The organism is Candidatus Reidiella endopervernicosa (genome assembly GCF_013343005.1).
Taxonomy (GTDB): Bacteria; Pseudomonadota; Gammaproteobacteria.
On record NZ_CP054491.1, the window covers coordinates 241747 to 252870 of the forward strand.

An 11124-nucleotide genomic window follows, 5' to 3' on the forward strand; every position below is an offset into this window, starting at 1 on the left:
CTATCCTTGGCGGTCAGCGACTGAAACTGCCGGTCACCTTCTCGTTGGCAGTCCAGAAGGCGAGCTTCTGCTCATCGACACCCCCCTCCTCCAGTGGATAGACGTAACGGCCGATGCCGCTGTCGATATGGGCCGGTTGCAGGTAGACCAGGCGGATACGGGTATCGTCCCCAGCGCGCACCGGACTGACCGAGATATCGAAGGATTTATGGCTATCCTTCTCGGTAATGCCCGCCTCTCGCCCCGCCGCCTTCTCCTCCTCATAGACGCGGCGCGCCTCCCCCTTCTCCAGCACCTCACCGCTCACCGGCTTGCCATCGATCCACATCGTGAACTCCGCCACCGCACCGTGAGCCGGTACCGGGAAGGAGTAGACCGTCTCCAGATCCTGAGCGTGCGGGTTGTGGAACTGCTGCTCCACGGTGGTGATGGCGTAACCATCTTCGATCACCACGCTGACGTTATGATCTCTGATCTCCAGCGCCGGCAGAGTGCCATCTTTGGGGTCAGCAGCCCGGCTGCCTGGGTCGCACCGCCCACGATCAGTGCCACGGTGGCAGCAACAGCTGCCAGATCGTTCCGTTGTCTCTTTTCTGTTCATTGTTTTCACCCTCCAGGGTTATTAAGCATTAATAAAAACACCGTTCAATTAATGCTCTCTTTTAACCCCTCACGTGACTGGATTTGATGGGAGGGGTTGATTAATGAACAGTGCTCAGTTAATTTGTAGCACACAAATAAACACCGTTCAATATTTGCGCTACACTAGCTCAAAACAAGACAGCGCCCCGAGGCGCAACGGACAAGGAGAAACAGAATGGCCAGACGCAGTGACCACAGCCGCGAGGAGATCAAGGAGATGGCGCTCGCCGCCGCCGAGCATATCGTGGCGATGGAGGGGTGCCAGGGGCTGAGCGCACGCAAGATCGCCAAGGCGATCGGCTACACCGTCGGCACCCTCTATCTGGTGTTCAAGAACCTCGAGGAGCTGATCCTCCACGTCAACGCCCGCACCCTCGACACCCTCTACGCTGAGATGGTCGACGCCGCCAACGACTGCGAGACACCCGAGCAGTGCGTGATGGCGCTCGGAAACTGCTATATCCACCACGCCAACAGCTACAGCCGCCGCTGGGGGATGATCTACGAGCACATCACTCCCGAGGGTGAGGAGGTGCCGGATTGGTACCAGGCGAAGGTTTCACGCATGTTCGCACTGGTGGAGAGGGCGCTGGAGCCGATGACCACCCTCTCCGACGAGGAGCGCAAACGCGCTGCGCGGGTTCTCTGGAGCGGGGTGCACGGCATCTGCAATCTGCAGCACGCCAATAAGCTCGACGTGGTCGGCGAATCCTCGGGCCAGGAGCTGGCCGAGGCGTTGATCAGCAACTATCTGAAGGGGATCTCGGCATGAAACAACTGATCCTCAAGGCGCTGAAACTCACCTTCCGCACCCTGCTGAAGCTACTCTTCCGTGTTGAGCTGGTCGGCGAGGAGCACTACCACGCCGCCGGCGAGCGGGTCCTGATTGTCGCCAACCACACCTCCTTTCTCGACGCCGCACTGCTCACCCTCTTCCTGCCCGGCAAGCCGACCTTTGCCATCAACACCGAGATGGCACAGCGCAAGATATTCCGCCCCTTCTACGCCTTCGCCACCCTCTTCCCGATGGACCCGACCAATCCGCTCTCGACCAAGGCGCTGATCAAGTACCTGAAGGGTGACCGCAAGGCGGTGATCTTCCCCGAGGGGCGCATCACCACCACCGGCTCGCTGATGAAGATCTACGATGGCCCCGGCATGGTCGCCGAGCACGCCGAGTCGACCATCCTGCCGGTCCGCATCGACGGCGCCGAGCGCTCCCCCCTCTCGCGGCTGCAGGGGATTGTGCCGCTGCGCTGGTTGCCGAAGATCAAAATCACCATTCTCCCTCGACGCGCATCGTCCCGCCGGAGGGGATCAGCCGCCACGAACAGCGCAAATACTCGGGCGAGCGGCTCCACCGCATCATGGTCGATATGATGTTCGAGACCAGTGAGCGCGATAGCACCCTGTTCCAGGCGGTCATCGATGCGTCGAAGAGCTATGGCCGTGACACGCTGGTACTGGAGGATATCAACGCAAACCACTCAGCTACACACGGCTGATCGCCGGCGCCTTCGTGCTCGGAAAAAGCTCTCAAAATTCAGTAAGCGAGGCGAACGGGTCGGACTGCTGCTACCCAACGCCAACGCGACCGTGGTCTCCCTGCTGGGTCTGCAGAGTCATGCCCGTATCCCGGCGATGCTCAACTACACTGCCGGTCTCAAAGGTTTACGTGGCGCCTGCGAGACGGCCCAGATCAATACCGTGATCACCTCGCGCAGTTTCATAGAGAAGGGGAAGCTGGAGCCGGTGATTGAAGGTCTCCGCGAGACGGTCACGATCCGCTACCTCGAGGATATCGGCGCCGAGATCACCCGTCTCGATAAACTGCGCGGCCTGCTCGCCAGTCGTTTTGCCAACAGCAGCTACCGACGCAGCGCAGGTGCCGTCACCCTGACGAGGCAGCGGTGGTGATCTTCACCTCCGGCTCCGAGGGGGTACCGAAGGGGGTGGTACTGAGCCACCTCAATCTGCTCGCCAACTACCAGCAGATGCGCGCCAGCGTGCCATTCAACCCGACCGACTCGATCATCAACGTGCTGCCGATCTTCCACTCCTTCGGCCTCACCGCAGCGACCATCCTGCCGCTACTCTCCGGCATCAAGTGCTTCCTCTACCCCTCGCCGCTCCACTACCGCATCATTCCGGAGATCGCCTACGAGATCGGTGCCACGGTGATCTTCGGCACCAACACCTTCCTCGCCGGCTACGCCAAGCACGCCCACCCCTACGACTTCCACAAACTGCGCTACGTCTTCGCCGGGGCGGAGAAGGTGCACGAGCAGACCCGCAAGGTCTGGATGGATGAGTTCGGCCACCGCATCCTCGATGGTTACGGCGCCTCCGAAACCAGCCCTGTGCTCTCCTTCAACACCCCGATGGCGTGCAAGCTCGGCAGTGTTGGTCAGCTGATGCCCGCCATCGACTACCGCCTCGAGCCGGTCGAGGGTGTCGCCGAGGGTGGCCGACTCCACGTGCGCGGCCCCAACGTGATGAGCGGCTACCTGCTGCACGACAATCCCGGTGTACTGGTGCCGCCGCAGAGCAGCATGGGTGCTGGTTGGTACGACACCGGCGATATCGTCACCGTCGATGACGAGGGTTTCGTCACCATCCAGGGGCGTGCCAAGCGCTTTGCCAAGATCGGCGGTGAAATGGTTTCGCTGGCGGCGGTCGAGGAGCTGGTCAACAGGGTCTGGCCCGATGCATTGCATGCGGTGGTCTCGGTGGCCGATGCGCAGAAGGGCGAACAGCTGGTATTGATCACCGAACAGAAGCAGGCACCTCGTGCCGAGCTGCTCGCCTTTGCCAGATCCACGGGTGTGAGCGAACTCACGGTACCGCGCAAGATCATCACCGGTAGCAGCGTACCGCTGCTCGGCACCGGCAAGATCGACTACCCCGCCGCGCAGCGCATCGCCGACGCAGCACAGTAGAGCAGTCGTTATGAATCGCGGCATCTACACCTTGATGGTGGCGCAGTTTCTTACCGCCTTCGCCGACAACGCAATCCTCTTCGCCGCCTTCGCCATGCTCAGCGAGATGGCGAGCGTCGGCGAGTGGTACAAACCGGCACTGCAGGGCGCCTTTCTGCTCGCCTTCGTGGTGCTGGCCCCCTGGGTCGGGCGCTTTGCCGACCGACACGCCAAGCGTTCGGTACTGACCATCGGCAATGCGATCAAAGCACTCGGCGCACTGCTGCTGATGCTCAACCTCGAACCGCTGCTCGCCTACGCAGTGGTCGGTATCGGAGCCGCCGTCTACGGCCCGGCCAAGTACGGCATCCTTCCCGAGCTGACCGGCCACAAGAAACTGGTGAAGGCGAACGCCCTGATCGAGGGATCGACCATCATCGCCATCGTGCTTGGTGCAGTGATTGGTGCCAATATCGCCGACCAGAGCATAAGCTATGCCTTACTGCTGATCGTCACCGCCTATCTGCTCTCACTTGTCGGTAGCCTGCTGGTACCGAAGACAACGAGCAAGACACAGCCACCTACGGGTTCGGCCATCCGTCACTTCGGCACCATGCCGGGGAGTCGCTATTTTTGCGAAAGTTTGTTTTGGGCATCCAAGCCCAAGCAAACAGCAAAACTTCACGCGACCGTTTATGCCTTCGGCGCCCCGACCGTCCTGCGTACGTTGCGTAATCACCTCTTCGCGGCTCTACACAACTCCCTCAGTGACTCTACGCCGACATAAGCCGCTGCTGCATCTTCTTCGTCGTCCGCTCGCGCCTCAACTACGAATATGCAGACGGCGTCGACTATCGGGGACTAACCGCCCTCACTTCGCTCTCCATGGCGGTCAGCGATGGCGCGCTTCTTCACCACCAGCCACGCCCGCTTCTCAATGCTCGGAGCCAGCATCTTCTGGGCCGCTGCGGTGGTGTTGCGGGTGATGATGGTCGCCTGGGCTCCGGCGGTGCTCTTAACCAGCTCCACCGCCGAGATTGCCAATCTCACCGTCTTCATCGCCATTGGTATCGCCCTTGGTGCCTTCATCGTGCCGTGGCTGGTACCGATAGAGCGGCTACGTCGGGCCAGAGTCGCCGCCTATGTAATGGGCGCACTGATCGTCGTACTGGCAACGGTTAACGACCCTACCCTCGCCAAGATCGTGCTGCTCCTGATCGGCATGTCCGGAGGCATCTTCGTCGTACCGATCAACGCCGCCCTGCAGGAGCTCGGCCACCGCTCCATCGGTGCCGGTGGCGCGGTAGCGATCCAGAACTTCTTTGAGAACCTCGCCATGCTCGCCGGCACTGGCCTTTACACCCTGGCCCTTGGTGGCGGGATCGACCCGGTAGTTGCGATCGCTGACCGCCATGGAGAGCGAAGTGAGGGCGGTTAGTCCCCGATAGTCGACGCCGTCTGCCTATTCGTAGTTGAGAGCGCGAGCGGACGACGAAGAAGATGCAGCAGCGGCTTTATGTCGGCGTAGAGTCACTGAGGGAGTTGTGTAGAGCCGCGAAGAGGTGATTACGCAACGTACGCAGGACGGTCGGGGCGCCGCAGGCATAAACGGTCGCGTGAAGTTTTGCTGTTTGCTTGGGCTTGGATGCCCAAAACAAACTCTCGCAAAAATAGCGACTCCCCGGTCATGTTCTGGGGATATTGGTTATTGGTGCGACAACGATCATCGCCTGGCATCTGCCAAAGGTGGCGGAGGCGTGGCCGCCTGCAGATTAGACATAACCAGAGAAGTACCGACTACGTCGTGAAGTCGAGCGGACTACGAACCGCATTGCCACCCCTCTTCACAACATGGGTGTAGATCTGGGTCGTCTTTACATCGCTATGCCCCAGAAGCTCCTGAAGCGTTCGAATATCTGTTCCCCTCAAGCAGATGAGTCGCAAAGCAGTGCCTGAACGTATGAGGCGTTACTCGTTTTAGCGAGCCACAATTTCGCGCTGCACTTCGAACAGCACGTTGAACATTCTTCTCATCGAGATGGTGGCGGCGAATTGATCCGTCGCGTGGATCGGTTGAACGGTTGTTTGATGGAAAAGATACTGCCAACGCCACTCTCGGCAAGCGTTAGGATACTTTTTTGGCCAAGGCATGCGGCAGAAACACACAACCAAAGCCCTCTTCCAGATCGGTCTCGTGTTTGCGTTTTGCATGTGTCAGTTGCTCCTTGAGCTGTGGTTCCAGCGTTTGTGGAAGCATCGTTACTCTATCTTTTCCTCCCTTGCCATGACGGACAACAATCTGTCGACAATCGAAATCGATATCCTGAACCCTTAAGCGCATCGCCTCCATCAAACGCAAACCCGTACCGTAGAGAAGGCGAGCGATCAGCGCATTGGTGCCTGACATTGCACCAAGTATCTGCAATACCTGCTCTTTGGGAAGAACCTCCGGCAGACGGGAAGGCTTCTTCGCCCGAACCACATCATCCAACCACGCCAACTCAATTCCAAGCACCTGTTTATAAAGAAGAGCAGCGCTGAGAGCGCTTGATTTTGGGTAGAGGGTGTAACATTCTTCTCTACAGCAAGATGAGTCAGGAAGGCCGTGAGTTCCACCTCGCCCAGATCAGCAGGATGCTTCTTATGATGAAAATAGATATAGCCTTTATCCACTGAACATAGGCCTGTTCAGTACGGATACTGTAGTGTTTAACGCGGATAGCGCGGCGAACCTCGTCCAAAAGACGCGATCTAGCCATAGAGACCTCCCTGCTCCGTTAGCAAATCCTTTTAGGCTCCGTTTTTGAGCTAACCCATTGTTTTCATAAACCCAGATTTTTATACCTAAATGCTCCGTTAGCAACGGAGCATTTAGGTGTATAAAAATAGTTATGTATAAAGTGAAAATAGTAATATTTAGTCTTCTTGTGCTAGTTCTTCTAGTTATCTTTATATTTGATGTAAGGATTGCTCCACGTCATAGCGAGATAACTGGCGCTGGATTTATATCCGATAATCAGTCGCTTGTGAAAAAATATACTGACGCTTTTAATAACTCTGGAATTTCTTACAAATTAGAAAATCTTGAAGACGGGAAGCTAAGTTTAGTTTGGAGTAAAGCCGATTTTGATAGAGTCGAGAAAATTAAAAGAGAGGTGTTAAAAATAATGCCTTATTCAAAATATCAGATTTGCTTTCCCTACCAGGACTCAACTGATAGTTTTACTTTAAAACTAAAGAACGCTTCTGTTAAGTATGAAATTGGCAGCCAACTTGGGGATAAGGAATGTGTTTATTGGTCAAAAGAAGATGATGCAAAAATCCTCGAAATTGAGCCCAATATCGCAGAAATAAGACAATTATAAGAGGAGCGTAGGAAAGCGCTAAAAAGCAAGGAAACAAAAATTTGATAATACATAACAATCAGCTCAAGGTCGCTCACTTTGTTCGCTGGGACGCTTCGCCACTGCACGGCTCGCGCCCTTAGCAAAACGTTAGCTGCAAAAGAGGGAGTCATGGATTTACCTACAGTATTAATCTCTGGTGTTGTGGCTGGCCTGGTTGCAGGCTTAGTGACGCTCCGTACAACAGAAAGAAAGATTGCTATTGAAAATATCACCCAGCAACGAAATGTGTGGCGTGACAAGGTAAGAGAAAAAGCTCTTGAGGTATCAAAAGCATATAAAGACAGTGACACCACAAAGATGAAAAGTCTTTATGGTGAATTTCAGTTATTTCTAAATCCTGAAGATAATGACGACAAATCAATTCTTGACACATTATGGGCGATGCAGAGTAAAGACGGAAATAGTGATGTAGCCATAGAGCTTATTGAAAAATTGGCGCTACTTTTAAAGTATGATTGGGAACGAGCAAAATTAGAAACAAAACCAGCATGGCATTTTTGGGGTAAACCAAAGCGCATATCTTATACAAACTTCAAGAATAAGCGTAATGCAAAAGCAGCTAACAAGTCAATCAACAGGACAAACCTCCGCGGCACTTGAGCTGCGCTTATCGCTACGCTAGCACAGCTCAAGCCCCACTACGGTTTGCCTGTTATCGTGAACGTTAGATGCCAATGAAATTATTATTCATATTTCTGCTTACAATATTATTGGTTGCTTGTAGTTCCATTGATAAGCGTGCCAACTTGCTAACCAATAATCCAGAAGAATTGAGTTATACGATGTTTTTGGTGGAGGCATAGTTTCGGCTTCGGACAGAAATGATCTGCCGTTAACCGGGGAGTCGCTATTTTTGCGAAAGTTTGTTTTGGGCATCCAAGCCCAAGCAAACAGCAAAACTTCACGCGACCGTTTATGCCTGCGGCGCCCGACCGTCCTGCGTACGTTGCGTAATCACCTCTTCGCGGCTCTACACAACTCCCTCAGTGACTCTACGCCGACATAAAGCCGCTGCTGCATCTTCTCCGTCGTTCGCTCGCGCTCTCAACTACGAATATACAGACGGCGTCGACTATCGGGGACTAACCGCCCTCACTTCGCTCTCCATGGCGGTCAGCGAAAGCGGTATAAGTTATTTGAAAATATACTAAATGAGTACTTGCAGAAGGATGTAAATACAGAGCAGTGCAACGTCGTAACTGGCTCAATTAGCATAAGCCCTCTAGGACCAGGCGGCTCAGTGCGCGTCAAGTGCTTGGCAAGAGTTCCTGTAGTAGTTGATAAAGCATCATTTACTTCAGAAGGAAGATCTTTTATAGGTATTGGATGAATGGAAAATAAGGCATCTAACAATAAGCTCAAGTCGTTCGCTATCGCTCACTGGGACGCTTCGCCGCTTCACGGCTCGCGCCCTTAGCAAAACGTTATAAGCAAAAGGAATATACATGGGTACATATAGAGTAGCTGAAGTATGTCCTAATGGGCATGTGTCTACTAAAGCAGCTGATCGGAGCCCGGAATTACGTGAAAAATTCTGCTCAAAGTGTGGTGAGGCCACGTCAACCCAATCCGGGGAGTCGCTATTTTGCGAAAGTTTGTTTTGGGCATCCAAGCCCAAGCAAACAGCAAAAACTTCACGCGACCGTTTATGCCTGCGGCGCCCCGACTCGTCCTGCGTTCGTTGCGTAATCACCTCTTCGCGGCTCTACACAACTCCCTCAGTGACTCTACGCCGACATAAAGCCGCTGCTGCATCTTCTCCGTCGTTCGCTCGCGCTCTCAACTACGAATATACAGACGGCGTCGACTATCGGGGACTAACCGCCCTCACTTCGCTCTCCATGGCGGTCAGCGGTGGTGAATGTGGCGCCAGCATTAGAGGTGATTATGATGTCCCAGGTGTATTTGCAATCGGTCCATCACCGGGGAGTCGCTATTTTTGCGAAAGTTTGTTTTGGGCATCCAAGCCCAAGCAAACAGCAAAAATTCACGCGACCGTTTATGCCTTCGGCGCCCCGACGTCCTGCGTACGTTGCGTAATCACCTCTTCGCGGCTCTACACAACTCCCTCAGTGACTCTACGCCGACATAAAGCCGCTGCTGCATCTTCTTCGTCGTCCGCTCGCGCTCTCAACTACGAATAGGCAGACGGCGTCGACTATCGGGGACTAACCGCCCTCACTTCGCTCTCCATGGCGGTCAGCGGTTGATGAGGGCGTATCGTCGCCGAAAAGATCCGTACATTAATCGCTGACCATAGCTTCGATGGGATCGAACACGTCACCCTCAGTGTCGGTATCACACAATACCGAGAAGGTGACGATATCGAGCAGATACTGCATCGCGTCGACATTAATCTCTATCACGCCAAACAGCAGGGCAGAAACCAGACCATCGCTGATCAGGACTAAACTCCCGCACCTTACCCACACCCCTCGGCACGCTAACAAAACGGGTAAACGAAAACCGATTCGGTTCAGCTCATGGGGTCGTGAAATGGTGCGGTGGCGTGCCACCAACTCTCTACCTAGAGCTGCGCATGTTTTCTCACCAGCTCCAGATATCTTGGCGTCAGACCAACATCCTCAAAGATCGGATCACCCAGCTCGTCTTCGGCAACCACCTTCTCACCCGGCACATAGGGCAACGCCTCCTGATAGGAGGAGAGCGCGGTGGCGAGTAGTTGGGAGATCACCGTCTCGGTGGAGAGCCCCGGATAGAGCTCTGAGATTGCCTCGATGCTCGCCATATTCTGTCGGGAGATTTTAAAACAGACATCAACACCCTCAGCATCCATTTTTGGCATTGAGTCCCACTGCGTGATCAGCTGCTTGATATTCATCTCTGCCTCCAAAAATGGCCAACCATTTATGTCAAAAAAGTATAGATCGGCGCTCAGTGTCGTCAATGGAGAGAGAGATCGATGCAGACAAATACGTGCAGCTCAACGAGCCGCCAACATTAAGTCAATAAGTCAAACGGAATCAATTCGTTAGAGCCAGGTTTTCGCTATCGAGTGCATTTATAGCTGCCCGACCAACCACTGGCATCATCCGACCGAGTTAACAGCACCGCATCACCACTCACCGAGATACTCCAGCTGCCGGTCCAGACACCCCGAGCACCTGTGGGTCCAATCCTGGGGTTGGAATCTCGATAGGTGTAACTCCCCTTGGCGCTCGTCTCGGAGAGCGATTCGATCAACAGCTCCTCGCTGGCGGGCCTACCACCATGTGCGTGGCGATAGTTGGCCGTGAGCTTTGCCGACTTCTTCATCGAGGGGATCTTGAGAACCAGAGGAGAACCCGAACCGCTGCACTGCCAGGTCCCAATCAATGACGAGATCCCACCACCCTCTTCTGTTCGCTTGAGCGTAATCGAAACCTCGAAGGGTTTCGGCAACTTCGCCGCAGTAATCGTCACAGTGACTGGGAATGGCTCTGGAGACTTTGGCAGCGGAGCACGCTTTAACTTTAACGTAACCGGAAATGGAGCTGGGGCCGTGGGTAACACAGCACGAATTAGCGTCATCGTCACAGGAAAGGGGGTTGGCAGGGGTGGCAGCTCACCCCGCTTAATCTCGATCTCCACAGCAAAGGGGGTCGGAGGTGCAAGTAGCGGCTCTGCCGCTGCCGCAACACCACCACACCATGCCATCAATAAAATAAGCATGTTTGCAGCAGCATTTCGAAGCTGAACCACGGCGTCAAACACTCACTACTAAGGGTTGAAGACCGATTCGATATAGGCGGCTATCTGACTCCGTTCCAGGCAGTAGAGCACCTCTTTTTTCGATGCTCCCTGCTTCTTCGGAACCAATAACACACTGCGATCGCCCAGCCCTATCCGTCTGAGCACATCACTGGTCACGCGCTTGGCATCAAGCACACCACGTGTCTCAGCGATCGTATCCTCCAGCGCTGTTGTCAGTTCGAGCTGTACAATGCCTGGATCGGAGGAACAGATACAGCCTTCGCCAGAATACGCCACTACCTCTTTATATATGTGCGGCACCGTCACACTCTTCGATCTTTCCACCGGGCAGTTCAACTTGACCTCAAACTGTTGAGCCTGTGCTGGCAGCGTGGCAGATAGCGCAGTGCAGAGTAATAGGGGGACCGCAGACGAGAGACTCCAGATTTTCATCGCACACTCCT

At 54.7% G+C, this 11124-nt stretch carries 17 protein-coding genes and 3 pseudogenes; 13 read left to right on the top strand and 7 right to left on the bottom strand.

The window, feature by feature from the left end; genetic code table 11:
* Window positions 1-13: 13 nt before the first annotated feature.
* Window positions 14-601 (bottom strand): VIT domain-containing protein, encoded by a 588-nt coding sequence (locus tag HUE57_RS01210; protein WP_320416260.1) that lies wholly within the window; start codon window positions 599-601, stop codon window positions 14-16.
* A gap of 216 nt (window positions 602-817) precedes the next feature.
* Here HUE57_RS01210 and HUE57_RS01215 point away from each other — a divergent pair, with 216 nt between their 5' ends.
* Genes HUE57_RS01215 through HUE57_RS01235 form a run of 7 tightly spaced genes read left to right on the top strand, consistent with a single transcriptional unit; the run spans window position 818 to window position 4998 of the window.
* Window positions 818-1414 carry a TetR/AcrR family transcriptional regulator gene (locus HUE57_RS01215; RefSeq protein ID WP_174672551.1) on the top strand — a complete coding sequence of 199 codons (597 nt, stop codon included), beginning with the start codon at window positions 818-820 and terminating at the stop codon, window positions 1412-1414.
* A complete protein-coding gene (locus HUE57_RS20080) occupies window positions 1411-2022 on the top strand; it encodes a 1-acyl-sn-glycerol-3-phosphate acyltransferase (protein WP_420885701.1) in 612 nt (203 codons plus the stop codon). The genes HUE57_RS01215 and HUE57_RS20080 overlap by 4 nt, the downstream gene beginning before the upstream one ends.
* A 48-nt stretch (window positions 2023-2070) precedes the next feature.
* On the top strand, window positions 2071-2559 hold the full coding sequence (locus HUE57_RS20085) for a hypothetical protein (protein ID WP_420885702.1): 489 nt from the start codon (window positions 2071-2073) through the stop codon (window positions 2557-2559).
* Window positions 2556-3581 (top strand): AMP-binding protein, encoded by a 1026-nt coding sequence (locus HUE57_RS20090; RefSeq protein ID WP_420885703.1) that lies wholly within the window; start codon window positions 2556-2558, stop codon window positions 3579-3581. Before HUE57_RS20085 ends, HUE57_RS20090 begins: the two co-directional genes overlap by 4 nt.
* Window positions 3582-3591: 10 nt before the next feature.
* Window positions 3592-4347 (top strand): MFS transporter, encoded by a 756-nt coding sequence (locus HUE57_RS01225; RefSeq protein WP_174672552.1) that lies wholly within the window; start codon window positions 3592-3594, stop codon window positions 4345-4347.
* A complete protein-coding gene (locus HUE57_RS01230; protein ID WP_174672553.1) occupies window positions 4256-4546 on the top strand; it encodes a hypothetical protein in 291 nt (96 codons plus the stop codon). The genes HUE57_RS01225 and HUE57_RS01230 overlap by 92 nt, the downstream gene beginning before the upstream one ends.
* Window positions 4459-4998: an MFS transporter gene (locus tag HUE57_RS01235; RefSeq protein WP_174672554.1), complete on the top strand. Its 540-nt coding sequence runs from the start codon at window positions 4459-4461 to the stop codon at window positions 4996-4998. The genes HUE57_RS01230 and HUE57_RS01235 overlap by 88 nt, the downstream gene beginning before the upstream one ends.
* A 24-nt stretch (window positions 4999-5022) precedes the next feature.
* Here HUE57_RS01235 and HUE57_RS01240 read toward each other — a convergent pair whose 3' ends face one another.
* From HUE57_RS01240 to HUE57_RS18770, 3 genes and pseudogenes are all read right to left on the bottom strand, one after another.
* Window positions 5023-5166 (bottom strand): hypothetical protein, encoded by a 144-nt coding sequence (locus tag HUE57_RS01240; RefSeq protein WP_174672555.1) that lies wholly within the window; start codon window positions 5164-5166, stop codon window positions 5023-5025.
* A gap of 191 nt (window positions 5167-5357) precedes the next feature.
* A pseudogene (locus tag HUE57_RS01250) lies at window positions 5358-5967 on the bottom strand (integron integrase).
* Window positions 5946-6319: pseudogene (locus HUE57_RS18770) on the bottom strand (phage integrase N-terminal SAM-like domain-containing protein). The pseudogenes HUE57_RS01250 and HUE57_RS18770 overlap by 22 nt, the downstream one beginning before the upstream one ends.
* A gap of 132 nt (window positions 6320-6451) precedes the next feature.
* On the opposite strand from HUE57_RS18770, the gene HUE57_RS01260 reads away from it, so the two are divergent.
* The 6 genes and pseudogenes from HUE57_RS01260 (at window position 6452) to HUE57_RS20095 (ending at window position 9378) form a co-directional block, all read left to right on the top strand.
* Window positions 6452-6925, top strand: coding sequence for a hypothetical protein (locus HUE57_RS01260; protein ID WP_174672557.1), 474 nt, complete (start codon window positions 6452-6454; stop codon window positions 6923-6925).
* Window positions 6926-7075: 150 nt separating this feature from the next.
* Window positions 7076-7567 carry a CREC-EF hand family protein gene (locus HUE57_RS01265; protein ID WP_174672558.1) on the top strand — a complete coding sequence of 164 codons (492 nt, stop codon included), beginning with the start codon at window positions 7076-7078 and terminating at the stop codon, window positions 7565-7567.
* Window positions 7568-7830: 263 nt separating this feature from the next.
* The gene (locus tag HUE57_RS01270; RefSeq protein WP_174672559.1) at window positions 7831-8118 is read left to right on the top strand and encodes a hypothetical protein; all 288 of its coding nucleotides are present in this window, start codon (window positions 7831-7833) and stop codon (window positions 8116-8118) included.
* Between the two features lie 294 nt (window positions 8119-8412).
* Window positions 8413-8523: pseudogene (locus HUE57_RS19465) on the top strand (DUF2321 domain-containing protein); the annotation flags it as partial.
* Window positions 8524-8562: 39 nt separating this feature from the next.
* A complete protein-coding gene (locus HUE57_RS01280) occupies window positions 8563-9111 on the top strand; it encodes a hypothetical protein (RefSeq protein ID WP_174672475.1) in 549 nt (182 codons plus the stop codon).
* Between the two features lie 126 nt (window positions 9112-9237).
* The gene (locus HUE57_RS20095; RefSeq protein ID WP_420885733.1) at window positions 9238-9378 is read left to right on the top strand and encodes a diguanylate cyclase domain-containing protein; all 141 of its coding nucleotides are present in this window, start codon (window positions 9238-9240) and stop codon (window positions 9376-9378) included.
* 116 nt (window positions 9379-9494) lie between these two features.
* Here the strand turns inward: HUE57_RS20095 and HUE57_RS01290 are convergent, their stop codons facing one another.
* The 3 genes from HUE57_RS01290 to HUE57_RS01300 form a co-directional block, all read right to left on the bottom strand.
* On the bottom strand, window positions 9495-9809 hold the full coding sequence (locus HUE57_RS01290; protein WP_174672560.1) for a type 1 pili tip component: 315 nt from the start codon (window positions 9807-9809) through the stop codon (window positions 9495-9497).
* Between the two features lie 167 nt (window positions 9810-9976).
* Window positions 9977-10669 carry a hypothetical protein gene (locus HUE57_RS01295; protein WP_174672561.1) on the bottom strand — a complete coding sequence of 231 codons (693 nt, stop codon included), beginning with the start codon at window positions 10667-10669 and terminating at the stop codon, window positions 9977-9979.
* An 18-nt stretch (window positions 10670-10687) separates the two neighbouring features.
* On the bottom strand, window positions 10688-11113 hold the full coding sequence (locus HUE57_RS01300) for a hypothetical protein (protein ID WP_078483117.1): 426 nt from the start codon (window positions 11111-11113) through the stop codon (window positions 10688-10690).
* Window positions 11114-11124 lie beyond the last annotated feature (11 nt).

Bases quoted from the DNA above. Each gene is read 5' to 3' on its own strand.
- HUE57_RS01210 (WP_320416260.1), bottom strand. From the start codon at position 601: ATGAACAGAAAAGAGACAACGGAACGATCTGGCAGCTGTTGCTGCCAC.
- HUE57_RS01215 (WP_174672551.1), top strand. From the start codon at position 818: ATGGCCAGACGCAGTGACCACAGCCGCGAGGAGATCAAGGAGATGGCG.
- HUE57_RS20080 (WP_420885701.1), top strand. From the start codon at position 1,411: ATGAAACAACTGATCCTCAAGGCGCTGAAACTCACCTTCCGCACCCTG.
- HUE57_RS20085 (WP_420885702.1), top strand. From the start codon at position 2,071: ATGCGTCGAAGAGCTATGGCCGTGACACGCTGGTACTGGAGGATATCA.
- HUE57_RS01225 (WP_174672552.1), top strand. From the start codon at position 3,592: ATGAATCGCGGCATCTACACCTTGATGGTGGCGCAGTTTCTTACCGCC.
- HUE57_RS01230 (WP_174672553.1), top strand. From the start codon at position 4,256: ATGCCTTCGGCGCCCCGACCGTCCTGCGTACGTTGCGTAATCACCTCT.
- HUE57_RS01235 (WP_174672554.1), top strand. From the start codon at position 4,459: ATGGCGCGCTTCTTCACCACCAGCCACGCCCGCTTCTCAATGCTCGGA.
- HUE57_RS01240 (WP_174672555.1), bottom strand. From the start codon at position 5,166: ATGCCTGCGGCGCCCCGACCGTCCTGCGTACGTTGCGTAATCACCTCT.
- HUE57_RS01260 (WP_174672557.1), top strand. From the start codon at position 6,452: ATGTATAAAGTGAAAATAGTAATATTTAGTCTTCTTGTGCTAGTTCTT.
- HUE57_RS01265 (WP_174672558.1), top strand. From the start codon at position 7,076: ATGGATTTACCTACAGTATTAATCTCTGGTGTTGTGGCTGGCCTGGTT.
- HUE57_RS01290 (WP_174672560.1), bottom strand. From the start codon at position 9,809: ATGAATATCAAGCAGCTGATCACGCAGTGGGACTCAATGCCAAAAATG.
- HUE57_RS01300 (WP_078483117.1), bottom strand. From the start codon at position 11,113: ATGAAAATCTGGAGTCTCTCGTCTGCGGTCCCCCTATTACTCTGCACT.